21 protein-coding genes and 1 pseudogene are annotated in these 21,906 nt (G+C 51.3%); 13 read left to right on the top strand and 9 right to left on the bottom strand.

What is annotated here, in order from left to right; genetic code table 11:
• The first annotated feature begins 140 nt into the window (after positions 1-140).
• Positions 141-965: a protein bax gene (locus SBG_RS16905; protein ID WP_015703050.1), complete on the top strand. Its 825-nt coding sequence runs from the start codon at positions 141-143 to the stop codon at positions 963-965.
• 65 nt (positions 966-1,030) lie between these two features.
• On the opposite strand, the gene xylR is transcribed toward SBG_RS16905, so the two are convergent.
• Positions 1,031-2,209 carry a D-xylose utilization transcriptional activator XylR gene (gene xylR / locus SBG_RS16900; RefSeq protein WP_000459828.1) on the bottom strand — a complete coding sequence of 393 codons (1,179 nt, stop codon included), beginning with the start codon at positions 2,207-2,209 and terminating at the stop codon, positions 1,031-1,033.
• Between the two features lie 362 nt (positions 2,210-2,571).
• Here xylR and xylA point away from each other — a divergent pair, with 362 nt between their 5' ends.
• From xylA to SBG_RS16885, 3 genes are all read left to right on the top strand, one after another.
• Entirely contained in the window at positions 2,572-3,894 is a 1,323-nt protein-coding gene (gene xylA / locus SBG_RS16895) for a xylose isomerase (RefSeq protein ID WP_001149555.1), read from the top strand.
• Positions 3,895-3,967: 73 nt separating this feature from the next.
• Positions 3,968-5,422, top strand: coding sequence for a xylulokinase (gene xylB / locus SBG_RS16890; protein ID WP_000275405.1), 1,455 nt, complete (start codon positions 3,968-3,970; stop codon positions 5,420-5,422).
• 174 nt (positions 5,423-5,596) lie between these two features.
• A complete protein-coding gene (locus SBG_RS16885) occupies positions 5,597-5,950 on the top strand; it encodes a YiaA/YiaB family protein (RefSeq protein WP_000342540.1) in 354 nt (117 codons plus the stop codon).
• A gap of 22 nt (positions 5,951-5,972) precedes the next feature.
• On the opposite strand, the gene SBG_RS16880 is transcribed toward SBG_RS16885, so the two are convergent.
• Positions 5,973-6,968, bottom strand: a complete 996-nt coding sequence (locus tag SBG_RS16880; RefSeq protein ID WP_001182626.1) for an acyltransferase — start codon at positions 6,966-6,968, stop codon at positions 5,973-5,975.
• A gap of 168 nt (positions 6,969-7,136) precedes the next feature.
• Between SBG_RS16880 and SBG_RS16875 the strand changes: the two genes are divergently transcribed.
• The 3 genes from SBG_RS16875 (at position 7,137) to glyS (ending at position 10,568) form a co-directional block, all read left to right on the top strand.
• The gene (locus tag SBG_RS16875; protein ID WP_001241014.1) at positions 7,137-7,439 is read left to right on the top strand and encodes a YsaB family lipoprotein; all 303 of its coding nucleotides are present in this window, start codon (positions 7,137-7,139) and stop codon (positions 7,437-7,439) included.
• Positions 7,440-7,577: 138 nt separating this feature from the next.
• Positions 7,578-8,489 (top strand): glycine--tRNA ligase subunit alpha, encoded by a 912-nt coding sequence (gene glyQ, locus SBG_RS16870; protein ID WP_001168554.1) that lies wholly within the window; start codon positions 7,578-7,580, stop codon positions 8,487-8,489.
• Between the two features lie 9 nt (positions 8,490-8,498).
• Positions 8,499-10,568, top strand: coding sequence for a glycine--tRNA ligase subunit beta (glyS, locus tag SBG_RS16865; protein WP_001291752.1), 2,070 nt, complete (start codon positions 8,499-8,501; stop codon positions 10,566-10,568).
• A gap of 196 nt (positions 10,569-10,764) precedes the next feature.
• Here the strand turns inward: glyS and cueP are convergent, their stop codons facing one another.
• The 3 genes from cueP to SBG_RS16850 all read right to left on the bottom strand — a co-directional run bounded on the left by cueP (position 10,765) and on the right by SBG_RS16850 (position 12,274).
• The gene (gene cueP / locus SBG_RS16860; protein WP_000047151.1) at positions 10,765-11,304 is read right to left on the bottom strand and encodes a copper-binding periplasmic metallochaperone CueP; all 540 of its coding nucleotides are present in this window, start codon (positions 11,302-11,304) and stop codon (positions 10,765-10,767) included.
• 180 nt (positions 11,305-11,484) lie between these two features.
• Positions 11,485-11,697: a transcription antiterminator/RNA stability regulator CspE gene (gene cspE / locus SBG_RS16855; RefSeq protein ID WP_000014594.1), complete on the bottom strand. Its 213-nt coding sequence runs from the start codon at positions 11,695-11,697 to the stop codon at positions 11,485-11,487.
• A 286-nt stretch (positions 11,698-11,983) separates the two neighbouring features.
• Entirely contained in the window at positions 11,984-12,274 is a 291-nt protein-coding gene (locus SBG_RS16850) for an HTH-type transcriptional regulator (RefSeq protein ID WP_000455789.1), read from the bottom strand.
• Positions 12,275-12,711: 437 nt separating this feature from the next.
• Here SBG_RS16850 and SBG_RS16845 point away from each other — a divergent pair, with 437 nt between their 5' ends.
• Complete coding sequence (locus SBG_RS16845) at positions 12,712-13,422, top strand: DUF3053 domain-containing protein (protein ID WP_000190519.1); 711 nt, start codon at positions 12,712-12,714, stop codon at positions 13,420-13,422.
• A 49-nt stretch (positions 13,423-13,471) separates the two neighbouring features.
• On the opposite strand, the gene ghrB is transcribed toward SBG_RS16845, so the two are convergent.
• Complete coding sequence (gene ghrB, locus SBG_RS16840) at positions 13,472-14,446, bottom strand: glyoxylate/hydroxypyruvate reductase GhrB (RefSeq protein WP_000804668.1); 975 nt, start codon at positions 14,444-14,446, stop codon at positions 13,472-13,474.
• A gap of 208 nt (positions 14,447-14,654) precedes the next feature.
• Positions 14,655-15,317: an OmpA family lipoprotein gene (locus SBG_RS16835; protein WP_000747611.1), complete on the bottom strand. Its 663-nt coding sequence runs from the start codon at positions 15,315-15,317 to the stop codon at positions 14,655-14,657.
• A 153-nt stretch (positions 15,318-15,470) separates the two neighbouring features.
• Here SBG_RS16835 and SBG_RS16830 point away from each other — a divergent pair, with 153 nt between their 5' ends.
• Positions 15,471-17,804: a molybdopterin guanine dinucleotide-containing S/N-oxide reductase gene (locus tag SBG_RS16830; RefSeq protein WP_000180210.1), complete on the top strand. Its 2,334-nt coding sequence runs from the start codon at positions 15,471-15,473 to the stop codon at positions 17,802-17,804.
• On the opposite strand, the gene SBG_RS16825 is transcribed toward SBG_RS16830, so the two are convergent.
• Both SBG_RS16825 and tag read right to left on the bottom strand, forming a co-directional pair.
• A complete protein-coding gene (locus SBG_RS16825; protein ID WP_000619907.1) occupies positions 17,773-18,213 on the bottom strand; it encodes an N-acetyltransferase in 441 nt (146 codons plus the stop codon). The genes SBG_RS16830 and SBG_RS16825 overlap by 32 nt on opposite strands.
• Complete coding sequence (tag, locus tag SBG_RS16820; RefSeq protein ID WP_001188433.1) at positions 18,191-18,772, bottom strand: DNA-3-methyladenine glycosylase I; 582 nt, start codon at positions 18,770-18,772, stop codon at positions 18,191-18,193. Before tag ends, SBG_RS16825 begins: the two co-directional genes overlap by 23 nt.
• Before the next feature lie 153 nt (positions 18,773-18,925).
• On the opposite strand from tag, the gene SBG_RS16815 reads away from it, so the two are divergent.
• The 4 genes and pseudogenes from SBG_RS16815 (at position 18,926) to lpfB (ending at position 21,903) form a co-directional block, all read left to right on the top strand.
• The gene (locus SBG_RS16815; RefSeq protein WP_000635897.1) at positions 18,926-19,630 is read left to right on the top strand and encodes an autotransporter outer membrane beta-barrel domain-containing protein; all 705 of its coding nucleotides are present in this window, start codon (positions 18,926-18,928) and stop codon (positions 19,628-19,630) included.
• Between the two features lie 229 nt (positions 19,631-19,859).
• A pseudogene (locus tag SBG_RS16810) lies at positions 19,860-20,271 on the top strand (oxalate/formate antiport family MFS transporter); the annotation flags it as partial.
• Positions 20,272-20,596: 325 nt separating this feature from the next.
• Positions 20,597-21,121: a long polar fimbria major subunit LpfA gene (gene lpfA / locus SBG_RS16805; protein WP_024135138.1), complete on the top strand. Its 525-nt coding sequence runs from the start codon at positions 20,597-20,599 to the stop codon at positions 21,119-21,121.
• A gap of 83 nt (positions 21,122-21,204) precedes the next feature.
• Positions 21,205-21,903 (top strand): long polar fimbrial chaperone LpfB, encoded by a 699-nt coding sequence (gene lpfB, locus SBG_RS16800; protein WP_001082120.1) that lies wholly within the window; start codon positions 21,205-21,207, stop codon positions 21,901-21,903.
• The last annotated feature ends 3 nt before the right edge of the window (positions 21,904-21,906 follow it).

The following is a 21,906-nucleotide window of genomic DNA, read 5'->3' as shown; positions in this document are numbered from 1 at the left end:
TTAATGTGCGTCATAGTTTCGGATTAAGATTATTCCCTGAGGTGCTTTTTGAGCCTATTTTTGCTAGAATTTGAGGTTCGTATCTTAACTTCGTGAAAAATAAAAGGTGTTGGAATGTATCAATCCGACCAGGAGACCTAATGATATTGACTCCCATACGACGATATGGGGCAATGATTCTTATGTTACTCACCATCGTATTTTCGGGTGAGGTGCTGGCAAAGACGCACACAACGCAAACGAGTCAAAAGTCCCACGTAATCGAGACAAGTTATAAGAAGGTTAGCAGTAAACAAGAGTATTCTCGCAATAGTGCAAAGAGCAGTTCACTTCCTGATTTGCGACAATACCCTTCCGGAACCCCCAGAAAAAAAGCGTTTCTCCGGACCGTTATGCCTTACATTACCAGCCAAAATGCCGCAATTACCGCGGACCGTAACTGGCTGATCTCAAAACAGTACCAGAATCGCTGGTCGCCGTCTGAACGCGCGCGTATGAAAGATATCACGAAGCGCTATAAGGTTAGCTGGTCTGGCAACACGCGTCGTATCCCATGGAATACCTTGCTGGAACGCGTCGACATTATCCCAACCAGTATGGTGGCGACGATGGCGGCAGCGGAAAGCGGCTGGGGAACCTCTAAGCTGGCGCGGAGCAACAATAACCTGTTCGGTATGAAATGCATGAAAGGGCGCTGTACCAATACGCCGGGTAAGGTAAAAGGCTATTCGCAATTTGCTTCGGTTAAGGAGTCGGTGAACGCGTATGTTAATAATCTGAACACGCATCCGGCTTATTCCTCTTTCCGCAAATCGCGTGCTCAATTGCGTAAGACGGATCAGGAAGTCACCGCCACGGCGATGATTCATAAACTGAAGGGGTACTCCACCCAGGGGACACGCTATAACAATTACCTGTTCGCGATGTATCAGGACAACCAGCGTCTGATCGCCGCGCATATGTAATTTATGTGCCGGATGGCGCTACGCTTATCCGGCATACCAGGCGATCCGTAAGCGCTGCCCGGCAATTACAACAACACTTCACTGTGCTGGTCGCGATACTCTTTCGGCGTGGTATCGTATTCCTTTTTAAATACTGAATAGAAATATTGTAGCGACGGATAGCCGCACATTTGCGAAATTTCGTTTATCGCCAGCGTGGTGGAAATCAATAAACTACGCGCTTTTTCCAGCTTTTCGGCATGGATCACCGCATGTATCGTTTCGCCCACTTCTTCCTTAAAACGTTTTTCCAGATTTGAACGTGAAATTCCAACCGCGTCCAGCACCTGCTCAACTTTAATGCCTTTACAGGCATGGTTACGGATAAAATGCATCGCCTGGATAACCGCGGGATCGGTTAGGGAGCGATAATCGGTTGAACGGCGTGCAATGACACGCATCGGCGGCACCAGGATGCGCTGTAACGGCATCTCTTCATGTGCCAGTAAACGGTGAAGCAGTTTCGCTGCCTGATAGCCCATTTGCCGCGCGCCCTGGGCAACGGAAGAAAGCGCGACGCGCGACAGATAACGGGTTAACTCTTCGTTATCAATACCGATGACGCAAAGTTTTTCCGGCACCGGGATATGCAGGTGTTCGCAGACCTGTAATACGTGACGGGCGCGGGCATCCGTCACGGCAATAATACCGGTTTGCGGCGGTAGCGTCTGAAGCCAGTCGGCGAGGCGATTTTGTGCGTGCTGCCAGTTTTCCGGCGCGGTTTCAAGCCCTTGATAGACGACGCCGCGGTATTTTTCCTCGGCGACGAGCTGGCGAAAAGCGTATTCCCGCTCCGCCGCCCAATGTTTGCGGCTGGAAGCGGGCAGACCATAAAACGCAAAGCGATTGACGCCTTTTTCTTTTAAATGCAGGAAAGCGCTTTCAACGAGCGCATAGTTATCAGTGGCGATGTAATGAACGGCAGGATAGTTTTCAGCAAGATGATAAGAACCGCCGACCCCGACAATCGGAACCTCGACATCGGCTAATAATTGCGCGATATCGTCATCATCGTAATCGGCAATAACGCCGTCGCCTAACCACTCTTTAATGTTGTCAATACGCGCACGGAAATCTTCTTCAATAAATATATCCCATTCGGATTGTGAGGCTTGTAAATATTCACCTACCCCCTCTACTACCTGACGGTCGTAGGCTTTATTGGCGTTAAATAACAGAGTGATGCGGTGACGTTTATCAAACATGAGGATATATCCTGCAAAAGTGAATCTGAACTCGTGGATACTACCAAAACGGCTGACATAACGGCCTGGCGAATGATGGTAAATTATTTCGCGCTTGAAGCGTTATGCGAAATTCATCATAGCCAACGGTGGATGACAATTCTCATTTCTTATCTGTGTATTACGGTTTTTTGTTTATTTCCCAGGATTCGATCGCGATCGCTTTTTTCTTCTGCAATTTTCAACGCTTTTTTGAGAGCCAGAGCACATTTGGGTATTCTCTTAATGGCGGTGTGAAATAACGTAATTGAGCAATAAATCAGGAAATTCCAGTATGACGCTATGTCGTTTACTTACCGTATTATCTGATTATGGAGCTCACTATGCAGGCTTATTTTGACCAACTCGATCGCGTTCGCTACGAAGGCCCTCAATCGACTCACCCGCTGGCATTCCGTCATTACAATCCCGATGAGCTGGTTTTAGGCAAACGTATGGAAGATCACCTGCGTTTTGCGGCCTGTTACTGGCATACCTTCTGCTGGAACGGTGCGGACATGTTTGGCGTGGGAGCGTTTAACCGCCCCTGGCAGCAGCCGGGTGAAGCGCTGGAACTGGCGAAGCGCAAAGCGGACGTGGCGTTTGAATTTTTCCACAAATTGAACGTGCCTTTCTACTGCTTCCATGATGTGGATGTGTCGCCGGAAGGCGCGTCATTGAAAGAGTATAAAAACAACTTCGCACAGATGGTGGATGTACTGGCGGCGAAACAAGAACAAAGCGGCGTGAAACTGCTGTGGGGCACGGCGAACTGTTTTACTAATCCGCGTTACGGCGCAGGCGCCGCCACTAACCCGGACCCGGAAGTCTTTAGCTGGGCGGCGACGCAGGTGGTTACCGCCATGAACGCGACGCACAAGCTGGGCGGCGAAAACTACGTGCTGTGGGGCGGACGCGAAGGTTATGAAACGTTGCTGAATACCGACCTGCGTCAGGAGCGCGAGCAGATTGGCCGCTTTATGCAGCTGGTTGTTGAGCATAAGCACAAAATCGGCTTCCAGGGCACACTGCTGATTGAACCGAAACCGCAGGAACCGACCAAGCACCAGTATGATTACGATGCGGCAACCGTGTACGGCTTCCTGAAACAGTTTGGTCTGGAAAAAGAGATCAAACTGAACATTGAAGCGAACCACGCGACGCTGGCAGGTCATTCTTTCCACCATGAAATTGCGACGGCCATCGCGCTGGGTCTGTTTGGTTCCGTGGATGCCAACCGTGGCGACGCGCAATTGGGTTGGGATACTGACCAGTTCCCGAACAGCGTCGAAGAAAATGCGCTGGTGATGTATGAAATCCTCAAAGCGGGCGGCTTCACCACCGGGGGTCTGAACTTTGATGCCAAGGTTCGCCGTCAGAGTACCGATAAATACGATCTGTTCTACGGCCATATTGGCGCGATGGATACCATGGCGCTGGCGCTGAAGGTTGCGGCGCGTATGATTGAAGATGGTCAACTCGATCAGCGCGTGGCTAAACGCTACGCTGGCTGGAACGGCGAGCTGGGCCAGCAGATCCTGAAAGGGCAGATGTCCCTGACCGACATTGCGCAGTATGCAGAGCAGCATAACCTGGCGCCGGTACACAAAAGCGGCCATCAGGAACAACTGGAAAATCTGGTCAACCATTACCTGTTCGATAAGTAATGGATTGCTGAAGACGTTGGTAAGCCCGGTAAGCGTAACGCCACCGGGCGTTTTTGTTAAAGGAGTCACCGCAATGTATATCGGGATCGATCTGGGTACCTCGGGCGTAAAGGTCATTTTGCTCAATGAGCAAGGCGAAGTGGTGGCCTCGCAGACGGAGAAACTGACGGTTTCTCGTCCTCATCCTTTATGGTCTGAACAGGAGCCTGAACAGTGGTGGCAGGCAACAGATCGCGCCATGAAAGCGTTAGGACAGCAGCATTCACTGCGCGAGGTAAGAGCGTTAGGCATTGCCGGACAGATGCATGGCGCGACGCTACTGGATAAGCGGCAACAGGTGCTGCGCCCGGCGATTTTGTGGAACGACGGACGCTGCGGCGAAGAGTGCGCCCTGCTGGAGCAACGGGTGCCGCAATCGCGTAAAATTACCGGCAATCTGATGATGCCGGGCTTTACTGCGCCGAAATTACTGTGGGTGCAACGGCATGAACCGGATATTTTCCGCCAGATTGATAAGGTACTGCTGCCAAAAGATTATTTACGTTTACGGATGACGGGCGATTTCGCCAGCGATATGTCCGATGCGGCGGGGACGATGTGGCTGGACGTCGCACGTCGTGACTGGAGCGACGTCATGCTCGACGCCTGCCATTTAAACCGACAGCAGATGCCAGTATTATTTGAAGGGAGTGATATCACCGGAACGCTACTACCGAAAGTAGCCGACGCATGGGGAATGGCATCCGTGCCTGTAGTGGCAGGCGGCGGCGACAATGCGGCAGGCGCGGTCGGTGTGGGAATGATCAATGCCGGCCAGGCAATGCTCTCGCTCGGCACGTCAGGCGTCTATTTTGCCGTGAGTGAAGGCTTCCTTAGCAAGCCAGAAAGCGCAGTACACAGTTTTTGCCATGCGCTGCCGGAACGCTGGCATTTAATGTCCGTGATGTTGAGCGCTGCCTCTTGTCTGGACTGGGCGGCTAAACTCACCGGGCAGGTAAACGTCCCTGCGCTGATTGCCGCTGCGCAGCAGGCAGACGATTGCGCCGATCCGATCTGGTTTTTACCGTACCTTTCCGGTGAACGCACGCCACACAATAATCCGCAGGCCAAAGGTGTTTTCTTTGGCCTGACGCATCAGCATGGCCCGGCGGAACTGGCGCGGGCGGTGTTGGAAGGTGTGGGGTATGCTCTGGCGGATGGCATGGATGTGGTTCACGCCTGCGGCGACAAACCCGCCAGCGTGACGCTTATCGGCGGCGGGGCGCGTAGTGAATACTGGCGTCAGATGCTGTCCGATATTAGTGGGTTGCAGCTTGACTATCGTACTGGCGGCGACGTGGGGCCGGCGCTGGGCGCGGCGCGTCTGGCGCAAATCGCGATCAATCCTGAGAAATCGCTGGCGGAGATACTGCCGCAGCTACCGTTGGAGCAGGCGCACTTCCCTGATACGCAACGTCATGCGATGTATCAACAGCGCCGTGAAACCTTCCGTCAACTCTATCAACAGTTGTTACCGTTGATGTCGTAAGTCAGGATGCCTTTCGGCACTGGCTGAAAGGCATTCATCATGTATATTGATTTTATTGAATCATATTCTATTAAGTATATGTGTTTTCTGATTTTTATAGTATTGCCGCACAGACGTCTTTTTCATCGCTATTTCTTCGCTTAATGTGTCTCACTCAACCACAAGGAGAGTGATATGGACGATAACGCAGCGTGTAGAAAAAGAGTGTTTGGTTTAGGGATATTAGTCGTCGGTGCGGTGGTCTATTTGATTGGGCTATGGCCTGCTTGCCATACATTAAGCGAAAAGGGCTATTTTTTTGCGGCTATGGTAATGTGCGGTTTTCCCATTTTAATTCGCCAGGAATATACCGGTAACGATCGCCTGCTTTCTCGCTGTAAATACTTGCTATTGCTGGGCGCCGGTATGGTTGCGGTAGGCATATTTAACCTGGCGCTGGCAGGTGAGCTGAAAATACTGTGTCTGGTGGCGTTGGGATTCAGTATGTACGGTACCGACCTTTACGCTTCCTATAGTGATGATAAATGATGGCTGGCGCTATCCTTATCATTTAGCTAACCCATTTCCGCTTATCAATGTGCTGTAACAACATGGAAAGCAATAGGCTTCCCATCACTGTCACGGTAAAAATCCATGCCATATCCAATGGCGGCCAGCGTTTTAATTCCAGTCCGTTGGTGCGTAACGCGTGGATAATCAGCGCGTGGAAACCATAAATCCCCAACGAGTGTCTGGAGATAAGGCCCAGCCCGGGCAGTGTCCGTGCATTCAGCGTATTTTTAACCACAGTAAACAGTGAGACGGCGCAAATAAATACCATTGGTCCACAATACAGATACCAGGTATCGGCAAAGTTTCCTCGCCAGCGCAACTCATGCAATGTGCCGCGAGAAATAATAAATACCGCGATGGCGAACAAAACGGCGCAGATAAGCGTCAGTGATTGCTTTTGCGTCTCCATCATTCCAATGGCGCGCCCCAACATGCCGTACAGAATGTAATAGAACGTATCGCCGCTGATATACAGATTGATGGGCAACCATTCAATGCCGGCGATTTTTTGCGGCACAGTATTCGGATTAGCAATAATGCCAATAACCACCATCAGCGTCAGAAGCATTTTTCTACTCACGTTTTTTACCTGTATTAACGGTGATAACAGGTAGATCACCGCAATCGCAAAGAAAAACCACAGGTGATAGAACACGGGTTTTTGCAGCAAATTTTTTAATGAGAGTTCGGCGTTAATCGAGGTAAAAAGTGAAATGTAAGCCAGGGCGACGGCGCTATAAAAGACAAGGCAGAGGGCGATACGTAAAAAATGCCGCGATTGCGCGCTGCGCTCGCCAAAAAAAAGATAGCCTGAAATCATAAAAAATAGGGGAACGCTAACACGCGACGCAGAATTAAGAGCGTTTGCAATATCCCAGTTTAACAGGCTGATGCTGTGGGCATTGGTGATGTACCACGTGGTGGTATGGATCATCACCACCATTAAACAGGCGATCCCTCGCAGATTATCAATCCAGTAAATTTTGGGCTGCATCAGTTCCTCAGCTTCCGTTTCAATAGGGGGCCAGTGCGGTAGTTCACTGGAAAAATCTGACTTTCTACGCTACATCTTGTGATGGCGTAAGGAGATTCGCACAATGCGTCTGTTACCCACAAACCTTAATAATAATAAGACTGACCCGCAAACCAGACGGTAAAAAAAATGGCAATGAAGTATTTCCTTTCTGTGATGATAGTCCTCGGACTGGTGGGATGCACCGCGACGCAACCGCCGCCACAGAAGGCCCAGAAAAGTAAAATTAGCCCGACGCGTACGCTGGATATGGAAGCCTTGTGTAAAGAGCAGGCGGCGCAGCGCTACAACACTGGCGCACAGAAAATAGACGTTACCGGCTTTGAACAGTATCAGGGCAGCTATGAGATGCGTGGTAATACCTTCCGTAAAGAGAGTTTTGTCTGCTCTTTTGATGCGGATGGGCAGTTTTTACATCTTTCAATGCGCTAAAAGCCGCATCTCTTGACGTGTGATGCGGTGAAATCCGTCAATTTTCGCTAAACAAACCGGTTTCATACTGTATATCTCGCATCCAGCGGGTATACTGGCTCCTTCCTTTAAATCCACACGTATCCAGCACGAAATAATATGCAAAAGTTTGATACCAGGACCTTCCAGGGCTTGATCCTGACCTTACAGGATTACTGGGCTCGCCAGGGCTGCACCATTGTTCAACCATTGGACATGGAAGTTGGCGCGGGAACCTCTCATCCAATGACCTGCCTGCGTGCGCTGGGGCCAGAGCCGATGGCGACGGCGTATGTACAGCCTTCGCGTCGTCCAACCGATGGCCGTTATGGCGAAAACCCGAACCGTTTACAGCATTACTATCAGTTCCAGGTAGTGATTAAACCGTCTCCGGAAAACATTCAGGAACTGTACCTCGGTTCGCTGAAAGCGCTGGGTATGGACCCGACGATTCACGATATCCGCTTCGTAGAAGATAACTGGGAAAACCCGACGCTGGGTGCCTGGGGGCTGGGTTGGGAAGTGTGGCTGAATGGCATGGAAGTGACGCAGTTCACTTACTTCCAGCAGGTGGGCGGTCTGGAGTGTAAACCGGTTACCGGTGAGATCACCTACGGTCTGGAGCGTCTGGCGATGTACATTCAGGGCGTAGACAGCGTGTATGATCTGGTCTGGAGCGATGGCCCGCTGGGTAAAACGACTTACGGTGACGTGTTCCATCAGAACGAAGTGGAACAATCCACCTACAACTTTGAATACGCTGATGTGGATTTCCTGTTCACCTGCTTCGAGCAGTATGAAAAAGAAGCGCAGCAACTGCTGGCGCTGGAAAACCCACTACCGCTGCCGGCCTACGAGCGTATTCTGAAGGCCGCCCATAGCTTCAACCTGTTGGATGCGCGTAAAGCCATCTCGGTGACCGAACGTCAGCGCTATATCCTGCGCATTCGCACCCTGACCAAAGCAGTGGCAGAAGCTTACTATGCTTCCCGTGAAGCTCTTGGCTTCCCGATGTGCAACAAAGAGAAATAAGAGGCGGCCATGTCTGAGAAAACTTTCCTGGTGGAAATTGGCACCGAAGAGCTGCCACCAAAAGCCCTGCGCAGCCTGGCGGAGTCCTTTGCTGCGAACTTCACTGCGGAGCTGGATAACGCTGGCCTCGCGCACGGTAACGTTGAATGGTTTGCTGCCCCGCGCCGTCTGGCGGTGAAGGTAGCTCATCTCGCTGAATCCCAGCCCGATCGCGAAGTCGAAAAACGCGGCCCGGCGATTGCTCAGGCGTTTGACGCTGAAGGCAAACCCAGCAAAGCGGCTGAAGGCTGGGCGCGCGGCTGCGGGATCACCGTTGACCAGGCCGAGCGCCTGAAAACCGAAAAAGGTGAGTGGCTGTTGTATCGCGCCCATGTAAAAGGCGAAAGCGCGCAAGCCTTGCTGCCGAACATGGTCGCTACCTCGTTGGCTAAACTGCCGATTCCAAAACTGATGCGCTGGGGCGCGTCTGACGTGCATTTCGTGCGTCCGGTGCATACCGTAACGCTGCTGTTGGGCGATCAGGTGATCCCGGCAACCATTCTGGGCATTCAGTCCGATCGCGTCATTCGCGGTCACCGCTTTATGGGCGAGCCGGAGTTCACCATCGACAATGCCGATCAGTATCCGCAAATCCTGCTGGAGCGCGGCAAAGTCGTTGCTGACTATGAAGCGCGTAAAGCGAAAATTAAAGCGGATGCTGAAGACGCGGCGCGTAAGATCGGCGGTAAGGCCGATCTGAGCGAAAGCCTGCTGGAAGAAGTCACCTCGCTGGTCGAATGGCCGGTGGTGCTGACCGCGAAATTCGAAGAAAAATTCCTCGCGGTGCCGGCTGAAGCGCTGGTTCACACCATGAAAGGCGACCAGAAATACTTCCCGGTGTATGCCGATGACGGCAAGCTGCTGCCGAACTTTATTTTTGTCGCTAACATCGAATCCAAAGATCCGACGCAAGTTATCTCTGGTAATGAAAAAGTGGTGCGCCCGCGCCTGGCGGATGCCGAGTTCTTCTTCAATACCGATCGTAAAAAACGTCTGGAAGATCATCTGCCGCGTCTGCAAACCGTGCTGTTCCAACAGCAACTGGGTACCCTGCGCGATAAGACCGATCGTATTCAGGCGCTGGCGGGCTGGATTGCCGGGCAGATTGGCGCGGATGTGAATCATGCTACGCGTGCGGGTCTGCTGTCCAAGTGCGACCTGATGACCAACATGGTCTTCGAGTTCACCGACACTCAGGGCGTGATGGGGATGCACTACGCACGTCATGATGGTGAAGCGGAAGATGTTGCCGTGGCGCTGAACGAGCAGTATCAGCCGCGTTTTGCTGGCGATGACCTGCCGTCTAACCCGGTGGCCTGTGCGGTCGCGATTGCTGATAAGATGGACACCCTGGCGGGTATTTTCGGTATCGGACAGCATCCGAAAGGCGACAAAGACCCGTTTGCGCTGCGTCGCGCTGCGCTGGGCGTATTGCGTATCATCGTTGAGAAGAACCTGAACCTGGATCTGCAAACGCTGACCGAAGAAGCCGTGCGTCTGTACGGCGATAAGCTGACCAATGCCAACGTAGTGGATGATGTCATCGACTTTATGCTGGGCCGTTTCCGCGCCTGGTATCAGGACGAAGGCTACAGCGTTGACACCATTCAGGCGGTGCTGGCGCGTCGTCCGACTCGTCCGGCGGACTTTGACGCCCGTATGAAGGCGGTTTCGCACTTCCGTACCCTGGAAGCGGCGTCCGCGCTGGCGGCGGCGAACAAGCGCGTCTCTAACATCCTGGCGAAGTCTGACGAAACGCTGAATGACATCGTTCACGCTTCCGTCCTGAAAGAGGCAGCGGAAATGGAGCTGGCCCGACACCTGGTGGTGCTGCGTGATAAGCTGCAGCCATACTTTGCTGAAGGTCGCTATCAGGATGCGCTGATTGAACTGGCCTCCCTGCGCAAGCCGGTAGACGCGTTCTTTGAGAATGTGATGGTAAATGCGGACGATAAAGACGTACGTATCAACCGTCTGACGCTGTTGTCGAAACTGCGTGAGCTGTTCCTGCAGGTTGCGGATATTTCGCTGTTGCAGTAAGCGTTATGCTAATAACTAAACACTTGCCTGTGGGCGGGTTGTTTAGTCTGTGATATTACACGGTAAGAGTATTGGGGTGGGGAGTCATTCCCCACCTTTCTTTTGGCGTGATGCAGTCTCAATGCACCCTGTTTACTGTTTGCATCAGCTCCTGGCCTGATAAGCAAAGCGCTACCGGGCATCAACGTGGGCGCAATTACTGTAACTGCAATTCCGTCAGGCAGGTCTGGCTCTCATCTTTGGTAGAAATGGCATGTGACGCCGTTTTGCCGTTATAGCTTACTTCAACCGTACCTTCCATATTGCGCGGTAGCCATACGCCGATAAAGCCGTTTTGATAGCTTTTCATGGGCTTATCAAGGATGACGTCACCTTTGTTATCCGTGATTTTCACCTTAAAGGTTTTATCTGCCATTTCTCCCTGACAGCCGGAAAGACTGTGGTTAAAGCAGGGATGTGTCCGCCATTCATAGGGCGCAAAAGAGAGATAGAATTTATCGCCTAGCGGCAGGGTATAAATCTGCTCGCCGTCAGATAATTTTAGCTCGGTACTGGTAATGGATGCAGAGTAAGGCAAAGGCCGATTCTGCGGCGTTTGATCAATGGTATCCACGATCTGCTCAACCGTTTTTCCTGCCAGACCGTGTTGTGCCAGAAAAGCGGATTCGGTAGACGCCGCAAGCGCGGAGCCGCTGGTGAATAACCCCAAAAGTAATAACCATGATGATTTCGACATAACTTCAATTCCTTGTGAACAATATCCTTGTCTACTATAGGGGTTCCCCTAAGGGAAAGGTCAAAGGGACACTGGGTAAAGTAATGCAAAGTTATAAGGGAGAGGTGAAGTGGAAATGTGCAATAAAAAAATCCCCGCCAGTTGGCAGGGATCCTGAATTCTGAGCTTTTAAAGTAAAGCTTACAGGCTGGTTACGTTGCCAGCTGCCGGGCCTTTGGCGCCGCTTTCGATGGTGAAGGAAACTTTCTGACCTTCATCCAGAGATTTGTAACCATCGTTCTGAATGGCGGAGAAGTGTACGAACACATCTTTAGAACCGTCATCAGGAGTAATAAAGCCGAAGCCTTTATCAGCGTTGAACCATTTTACGATACCAGTCATTTTACCGGACATAGTGTATTACCTTTTAAAAAATAAGTGTGCCTTTCGGCGTGATGGCGTGCTTTACAGATTTTTTAAGCGTTAAGGAAATGCGCACTACGAGGGGTATCTAATGGATAACTCTTGAAGGGGACTGCCTTACTAAACTGCTTTAATGGTCTGTACGTCAAACCGTTGAGCTTATTAACTCATGTAATGCCGGGCGATGCAACTTTTATTTTACTTTATTTCTCTTAGCGGGGAGTGAGCGGGGGAAACGGCCCTTACGCAGGACCGTTAAAACAGAAAGTCGTAAAAATTACTCCATCAACTGCTTACTTATTCGTGGGTTCGCCTGTATCAGGCGCATCAATTTGAGTTCTGCTGGCGTGGGTTTTTCGCGTTTCGATTCCCATTCCTGAACCATGGCAACCGTTACGCCCAACGCTCTGGCGAATTCATCTGTTTTTAGCCCTGTTCCTCTCCGTAACTGTTCAAATTCGGTAAAAGGATTGGGTTTTTGCGTCAGGGTGATCTTTCGCGTTTCATCTTTAAAAACAATTTGTTCCAGGCTGCTCAGCAGCTCAAACATCGGATCTTTATATTCCATTGAGAACTCCTGTAAATCACACAGCGGGATCGTGAAATGCATCGAAGCCTATTAAGAATAGTCGGGAAAATCCCGGGCGGTAGGCGGCTCGCCATGAGGGGGCGTCGGCGAGTCGTTTCGATGACTTACGCTAAGCGACTTTTAGGGCGCTAACGATTTGATTCAGGAAGATATATCGGTATATCAGGAAACATTTGTAAAGATTAAAAAATATTACATTACCTGATGGAAAGCTTTCTTGCCGCGCTTTTTACTGCGGTGATAGATGGAAATTTAACAAAAAAATAACAAAATGAGCGCTAAGGCAGATAAACACAATTTTCCGCTATAAGATCGCGTGGAAAGGGTATCCTGCAAGCCTGACCTGGACTATCCTTGTAAGCCGTCAGGCACGCAGGTGTCGTTGTGCGCATTTTTGGGTGAAAGGAGTATTAACAATGGCGACAGGTAAGTCCTGCTCTCGCTGGTTTGCGCCTGTTATGGCGTTATTAATGGTGTTTAGCCTGAGCGGGTGTTTTGATAAAGAAGGCGATCAGCGCAAAGCGTTTGTCGATTTCCTGCAGAATACAGCAATGCGTAGCGGGGAGCGTTTACCAACGCTGACGGCCGATCAGAAAAAACAGTTTGGTCCGTTCGTGTCTGATTACGCCATTCTGTACGGCTACTCGCAGCAGGTAAACCAGGCGATGGATTCCGGTTTGCGCCCGGTGGTCGATAGCGTTAACGCCATCCGCGTTCCGCAGGATTATATGACACAACGCGAGCCGCTACGGCAGGCAAATGGTTCCTTAGGCGTACTGGCGCAACAGTTGCAGAACGCAAAACTGCAGGCTGATGCCGCACATGGCGCGTTAAAGCAGGCCGATGACCTGAAACCGGTGTTCGATCAGGTCTACAAAAAAGTGGTCACCGTTCCGGCGGATGCTCTGCAGCCGCTGATCCCGGCGGCACAGATCTTTACGCAGCAGTTGGTACAAGTGGGCGATTATATTGCGCAGCAGGGCGAGCAGGTGAGTTTTGTCGCGAACGGCATTCAGTTCCCGACGTCACAACAGGCCAGCCAATATAATGCGCTGATTGGTCCGTTGGCTTCGCAGCATCAGGCATTTAATCAAGCCTGGACGGCGGCGGTAAACGCGACCCAGTAATAACAGTCTGCCCGATGAGCGCTGGCATGTGCTCATCGGGCCTGTCGCCTTAACCTGCCGCCTGCGGATTCACGCAGTTCTTCTCTATGCTTCCATGCAGCGCATCAATCAAATTATCCACCGCACAGGCCATCATGTTGTAGCGTGTCTCATGCGTTGCCGATCCGATATGCGGTACCGCCACGACGTTTGGCATGGTTAGCAGGGGCGAGTCCACAGGGAGCGGTTCATGCTCAAAAACATCCAGGCCTGCCGCATGAATTTCGCCGTTTTGCAGCGCGGCAATCAGGGCGTTTTCATCAACTACCGGCCCGCGCCCGGCATTAATGAAAATAGCGGATGATTTCATCATGGCAAACTGTTTTGCGCCAAACCGATGTCGTGTTTCATCCGTTAGCGGCAGGATCACACAGACAAAATCGGCCTCCTGCAACAGGGTATCCAGATCACAATAGCGGGCATTAAACTGATCTTCCGCTTCCTGATGCCGCCGACGGGCATTATAGAGAACCGGCATGGTAAACCCACAGTGCGCACGCTGCGCCAGTGCCATTCCGATACGTCCCATGCCAACGATACCCAGCGTTTTATGGTGCACATCGATGCCAAACCACGCCGGGCCGATGCTGTCAGTCCATTCACCTGCTTTAACCCGTTCCGCGACGTCTACCACGCGGCGGGCAGTGGCCAGTATCAGCGCCATCATCGTATCGGCAACGGTTTCCGTCAACACGCCAGGCGTGTGCATCAGGACTATTTTGCGGGCAGTAAGGGCGTCCACATCAACATTATCGTATCCTACCGAGATGGTTGACGCTGCGCGTAGCGCCGGCATTTTTTCCAGCAGCGCGTGGTTAACGGTTTCGCTGGCGCCCAGCAGGCCCTGCGCGCGGGCAAATGCCTGCGCGTGGCGCGTTACTGTTTCCGGATACAGGTTTGGTACCTGCGTGATGGTAAAATGCGCCTCCAGACGATGCAGCAAATCATCAGGCAGACTTTTGTAGAGAATGATGGACGGCTTCATGCGGCTCCCCGTAAATCAGAATGAAAGCGCGGAATGCGCTAACCGGAACAGACTTATTATTAACCTGCTTAGCAATAATCAGCCAGCCGATTTCCACTCCACTGGTAGCCATGTCGTGGAGGTGGAGGCATGGATTGCGACATTTATCCGATCTGAAGGGAAATCATGCAGGCCGGGTAACGCATACCGCGTTACCCGGTACGGTAGTTTACTGCAATGGACTTAACGTAATTTCGACACGGCGGTTTTGCGCTTTACCTTCTGCCGTACTGTTGCTGGCGATCGGGTTTGCGGGGCCCATACCGGTGGTACGGATGCGACTGGCCTCAACGCCCTGGGTGATCAGCGAACTGGCCACGGCGTCAGCACGCTGTTGCGACAGACGCATATTCAGGTCGTGGCTGCCAGTACTGTCGGTATAACCCACCACGTTGACAGCGGTCTTAGGATACTCTTTTAGCACCATCGCCACGCCGGTCAGTGTGTTGGCGCCTGCCGGTTTTAGCGTCGCGCTGCTGCTGTCGAAGGTGACGTTATTTGGCATATTCAGAATGATATTATCGCCGCTTCGCGTCACGCTAACGCCCGTCCCCCGCATTTTGTCACGCAGTTTCGCTTCCTGGACATCCATGTAGTAGCCAACGCCGCCGCCCAGCGCCGCGCCAGCCGCCGCGCCAATCAGCGCGCCTTTACCGCGATCTTTTTTGGAGGAAGAGAGCGCACCGATGCCAGCGCCGACCAGCGAACCGATACCCGCGCCAATGCCGGATTTACCTGCTTCGCGTTCGCCGGTGTAAGGGTTTGTTGTGCAGCCAGATACCGCCAGGGCGCCGCTCACGATGGCAGCAATCACAAGTACACGTTTTTTCATCTTAAATCCTTATCACTTTTTTATTTTTTACCACAGCGACCGTGGCGGTTGATTATGACGTCTGCGCATGAAGAAAATTCCAGGGAAAACTCTGAAATTTGTAAGTAACATTGATCGGCATAATAAATAAGCCCAATGATTCAGGAGCGAACTTTGACCAACGCACCATCGCGCTATTCGGTATTGACCGCTGCACACTGGGGGCCTGTCCGTGTTGAAACCGACGGAGAACGGATTTTTGCCTCTTATGGCGAACTCCCGACGGCACATGAAAATTCTCTGCAAACTGTTGTACATGACCAGGTACACAGCAAAACACGGATTCGCTTTCCGATGGTGCGTAAAGGTTTTCTGGCTTCTCCCGATAACCCGCAAGGCGTACGCGGGCAAGATGAGTTTGTTCGCGTAAGCTGGGATGAGGCGCTGGACTTGATCCACGCTCAGCACAAACGTATTCGCGAAAGTTATGGACCATCGTCTATTTTTGCCGGCTCCTACGGCTGGCGTTCAAACGGTGTATTGCATAAAGCGGCCACGCTATTACAACGTTATATGGCACTGGCGGGAGGTTATACCGGTCATCTTGGTGATTATTCCACCGGTGCGGCGCAGGCCATCATGCCTTATGTCGTGGGTGGCAACGAGGTATACCAACAGCAGACCAGTTGGCCTGTCGTGCTGGAACATAGCGACGTGGTGGTGCTTTGGAGCGCCAATCCGCTTAACACTTTGAAAATTGCCTGGAACGCTTCGGATGAACAGGGACTCGGTTATGTTGCAGCGCTGCGAAAAAGGGGGAAACGCCTGATCTGCATCGATCCGATGCGATCGGAGAGTGCGGATTTTTTTGGCGATAAGATGGAGTGGATCGCCCCGCATATGGGCACCGATGTGGCATTAATGCTGGGGATCGCCCATACGCTGGTGGAAAATGACTGGCAGGATGAGGCGTTCCTTGCCCGATGCACAACAGGTTATGACATCTTCGCCGATTATCTTATGGGCGTGACCGACGGTACGGCCAAAACAGCAGAATGGGCGGCGGGAATTTGCGGCGTTTCTGCGGTGAAAATCCGCGAACTGGCGGAAATATTTCATCATAACACCACCATGTTGATGGCTGGCTGGGGAATGCAGCGCCAACAGTTTGGCGAGCAAAAGCACTGGATGATCGTCACGCTGGCCGCGATGCTTGGGCAAATCGGTACGCCAGGCGGCGGGTTTGGTTTTTCTTATCATTTTGCTAATGGCGGCAATCCGACGCGACGCGCCGCCGTGTTGGCGTCAATGCAGGGCAGCATTCCGGGCGGCGTCGATGCGGTAGATAAAATACCGGTAGCGCGTATTGTTGAGGCGCTGGAAAACCCCGGTGGGTTTTACCAACACAATGGTATGGATCGCCGCTTCCCGGATATTCGTTTTATCTGGTGGGCGGGCGGCGCGAACTTTACCCATCATCAGGATACTAACCGTCTGGTTCGTGCGTGGCAAAAACCGGAATTGGTCGTTATCTCTGAATGTTTCTGGACGGCCGCCGCGAAACACGCGGATATTGTTCTGCCCGCGACCACCAGCTATGAGCGTAACGATTTAACCATGACCGGCGACTATAGCAATCAGCATTTGGCGCCGATGAAGCAGGTAGTGTCGCCCCGATGGGAGGCGCGGAATGATTTTGACGTTTTTGCTGAACTGAGCGAACGATGGGAAACCGGCGGTTACGCGCGGTTCACCGAAGGAAAAAGCGAGCTGGCGTGGCTGGAGACCTTCTACAATATTGCCGCCCAGCGTGGTGCCAGCCAGGGGGTGACGCTGCCGCCGTTTACCGCATTCTGGCAGGCTAACCGTTTATTTGAGATGCCGGAAAACCCGGCCAACGCGCAGTTTGTGCGCTTCGCGGATTTTCGGCGCGATCCTGTCAGCTATCCGCTAAAAACAGCCAGCGGCAAAATCGAAATCTATTCGGCGCGCATCGCCAGCTATGGTTACGCAGATTGCCCCGGCCATCCGATGTGGCTTTCGCCGGACGAGTGGCATGGAAACGCGGAAGTGGGGCAAGTTCAGCTACTTTCTGCCCATCCGGCACACCGCCTGCATAGTCAGCTTAATTACAGTTCGTTACGGGAGCGATATGCGGTCGCCGGGCGCGAACCGGTAACGATACATCCGCAGGATGCGACGGCGCGCGGAATCGTTAATGGCGATACGGTGCGTGTCTGGAATCAGCGTGGGCAGATCCTGGCAGGCGCAGTCGTTACCGAAGGGATTCGGCCTGGCGTTATCTGTATTCACGAAGGCGCATGGCCGGACCCTGAACCTGGCGCGGGTGGTATATGTAAAAATGGCGCGGTAAACATCCTGACGAAAGACCTTCCCAGTTCGCGGCTGGGGAACGGCTGTGCGGGCAATACCGCGCTGGTCTGGTTTGAGAAATATACCGGCCCGGTGTTACCCCTTACGGCATTTGATCCGCCTGCCAACTCATAATCCAGGTAGGGTGGGAGGTATCTTCCTGCCAGGCACTATCTTCAATGCGAAAACCAAGTGCATGGTAGAAGTTTACGGCTGATTGATTTTTCTGGTAAACCTCCAGACTCAGCAGTGGAAAACGCTGCTGTACGAATTCCAGAAGCGTTTTACCAATACCCTGTCTTAACGCGTCGGGGGCAACAAACAGCGCCCCGACAAAACGGGCTTCCAGCACGCTGATGAAACCTTTTAGTTGTTCATTTTCCTCCCATACCCAGGTTTGCGCGGCGGGTAAATAGACGTCGCGCACGACCGCTTCGCTCTCATGCCAGTAGCGTTCTTCAATAAAGGGGTGGGCATAAATGGTGCTTTTCATCCACAGCGCCAGAATAGACGCCATGTCTTCACTCTGGGATTTGCGAATCATGTTTTTCTCCCGGATGGCAAAAACAGCCGGTAATGTGGTCGTTGACCAGTCCGCACGCCTGCATAAAGGCGTAACAGATGGTCGTACCGACAAACTTGAAACCACGTTTTTTCAATGCTTTAGCAAGCGCATCGGACGCGGGGGTTGACGTGGGGATCTCGTCCAGACTGGCTGCCCGGGTGATTTGCGGCTGGCCATCAACAAATGACCAGACAAAATCGGCGAAAGATTCGCCGTTTTGCTCCATCGCAAGCCAGGCGCGGGCATTGCTGATAATGGCCTGAATTTTCCCGCGATGTCGAATAATGCCCGCATTCTGCAGCAGACGTTCGATATCCTCTTCCTGCATGGTCGCAATGCGTACCGGGTCAAATTGATGAAAACAGGCGCGATAGTTTTCCCGTTTCTTAAGCACGGTGATCCAGGATAAACCGGCCTGTTGGCCTTCAAGACAGATCATTTCAAACAACTTTCTGCCATCAGTTTCAGGCACACCCCACTCGTTGTCATGATAGTCAATATAAAGGGGCTCCTGGCTAACCCAGCCGCAACGCTGCATAGACTTCCTCGTTGTTGTTATCGCGAAAATTTCCTTCCACCCGCCTTGACGGACCCGCTAAAAGGATAATAGTTAATACAGGGCTGATGCCCGACATCCTTCATTCAATGACAATAATATCGCCGAATTCGGCTCTACTCTGGAGTCGCGTTGATGATTGTAAAAAAACGCCGTGGTCGCCGGGCATTGCGTTGTCTGGCGTGCCTTATGGCTTGTTCGTTTTTTATCAATGCAGCGTATGCATGGCAACAAGAATATATCGCTGAAGCCGCTCCCGGGCATACGACGGAACGTTATACCTGGGACAGCGATCACCAACCAAATTACAACGACATCCTGGCCGAACGCATTCAGTCTACGCAAAATGCGGCGGGTCCGGTATTGAACCTGGCGGTTGAAACCCCTCTTGATGCGACCAGCGGGATCAGTATGGGCTGGAACTTTCCGGTTTCCAGCTATGTGACCACCGGTCCGGTCGCGGCTCTGCATTACGATGGTTCAACGTCATCAATGTATAACGAATATGGCGACAGCGCGACGGTATTAGCCTTCACCGATCCGTTATGGCATGCCAGCGTCAGTACGCTAGGCTGGCGGGTAAACTCGCAGTTTGGCGATGTGCGTCCCTGGGCACAGATCAGTTACAACCAGCAGTTCGGGGAGAATATCTGGAAAGCGCAGTCCGGGCTGAGCCGTATGACCGCAGCGAGCCAGGAGGGGAATTGGCTGGATGTTACCGTGGGTGCGGACATGTTGCTTAACCCACATCTGGCGGCATATGCGGCGTTTTCCCAGGCGGAAAATAGCGCTACGGATAGCGATTATTTGTATACCATGGGGGTAAGCGCCAAATTTTAACTTCAGAATTACAATTTAAACGTAGTGATAACAGCGCTTGTGGCGGAAGTGGGCGCTAACCAGCGTTTAAAAATCAATTTTATGAATGTTTGCATCGTCATTCATTCCGCAATCAATGCAATTCATTCCGTGCTGATGGCACTTCATGCCGTTTTCCCTCTTGTCCGAAATGCATTTCGTTATGGTTGTGGGCAGAGAATTTCCCTTTTGTTTATGCAGGAAGACGGCCATGAAAAGTTCTGATTATCAGCGTACTCATTGGCTGGCCCTGGTCGGCGCCATCATTACCCAATTTGCATTAGGCTCTGTCTATGCCTGGAGCGTGTTCAATGGCGCGCTTTCCGCCAGGCAGGATGAACCGATTAGCCAGGGGGCGTTTTCCTTTGGCCTGTTGAGTTCCGGCCTGCTCTGTAGCAGCCAAATTGCAGGAACGTTTTGGCGTAAAACGCGTCACCATGGCGTCCGGGATTTTGTTCGGTGTTGGCTTCTTTTTAACGACGCATTCCAACAATCTGATGATGCTGTGGCTGAGCGCCGGTGTGCTGGCTGGACTAGCGGACGGCGCAGGCTATCTGTTAAGGCTTTCTAACTGTGTAAAAGGGTTCCCGGAACGTAAAGCGTTGATCTCGGCATTCGCTATCAGGCGCTCTTTTTTATTTAGCACAAATACATAATTAATTGTAGCCAAAAAAACGTCTAATAAATAAGGCTAGGTATTTAACTTTTTTATGGATCGGAAGAAATAATATATTAATTATATTAATTTATTCTCAATAAAAGTTTATATTTATGCGCGATGCATTTTTAATGCCTTGATTTTTATTCTTTTTAAGCTTAACTGAAAATTATTTTTATATATACTAATTATAAAATCCAATACCCATCTCTATACACTCCATTTCCTCACAGAATGCAGATAACTCTAAGGATGCGTTCTGTTATCTACCATCATAAATGGAGTTTTTAATGAAAAAGGTTATTTTTGCACTGTCTGCTCTTGCTGTTGTTTCCACTTCTGCTTTCGCTGCTGAATCTGGTGACGGCACCATTAAATTCACCGGCGAAATTGTTGACGCGCCATGCGTTGTTTCTACTGACTCTCAGAACCAGGAAGTTGTGCTGGGTCAGGTGAAGAAAAATATCTTCAAAAACATTGGCGACAAGTCTTCTTCTAAGCCTTTCCAGATCAAACTGGAAGACTGTGACATCACCTCTAACACCAAAGTTAACGTAAGCTTCAATGGCGTTGGTGATACAGACGATGCGACACTGGTTTCTGTTAACACTGAAGCAGGTGCGGCAACTGGCGTGGGCATCGGTATCTACGACAACGCTAACAAGCTTGTTGAAATGAACACCGGTAAATCCACCACTACGCTGGCTGCTGGTCAGACCGTGCTGTATTACACCGCTAACTACGTTGCAACTAAAGCAGATGTAACTACCGGTTACGGTAACGCAGAAGTGGACTTCAACCTGTCCTACGAATAATCGAATTTTCGTTAATACAGATAATCACAATGGCAACGGAAACCCCGTTGCCATTTTTCCAGCGGAGGCTCAGGAAGAGAATCATGAACCGCTCACGTTTGATATCTTGCGCAGCACTGGTGGTGGCGCTGATTGCTCAAAACAGTTTTGCCGGTGGCGTGGCATTAAGCAGCACGCGTGTTATTTATGACGGTAGTAGAAAGGAAGCTTCTCTTACGGTAAATAATAAAAGTACCACGGATGAATTTCTCATTCAGTCATGGATTGATGATGCTAATGGTAATAAAAAAACGCCCTTTATCATCACTCCGCCGTTATTTAAATTAAGTCCGACTAAAAATAACGTTTTACGTATTGTTAATACGACGAACACGTTACCGCAGGATCGCGAGTCCGTTTATTGGGTTAACGTAAAAGCTATTCCTGCTAAAAGTGAAGACGCGGAAGCTAAAAACGTACTGCAGATCGCCGTACGTACCCGCTTAAAACTGTTCTATCGCCCGGCGGGCCTGAAAGGCAATAGCATGGACGGCTGGAACAAACTGCAGTTCACCAGCGCCGGGGCTAACCAGATCAAAGTGGAAAACCCCTCTGCCTTTAACCTGACGTTTAATAAATTTTATGCCAACGGTCGTGATATTGAAAAAACGGGAATGGTTCCGGCAAAAGGCTCATTGAATATTGAACTGCCAGCCGGCACCGGCAAGGTAAGCGAAGTTAAATACAACATTATTAATGACTTTGGCACGGCTGGCGACATGTTGACACAGCGCGTTAATTAACAC

The sequence above is a fragment of the Salmonella bongori NCTC 12419 genome (assembly GCF_000252995.1).
Classification (GTDB): Bacteria; Pseudomonadota; Gammaproteobacteria; order Enterobacterales; family Enterobacteriaceae; genus Salmonella; species Salmonella bongori.
Note: the sequence above shows the minus strand (reverse complement) of the source record. Positions and strands in the feature narration are given on the sequence as shown.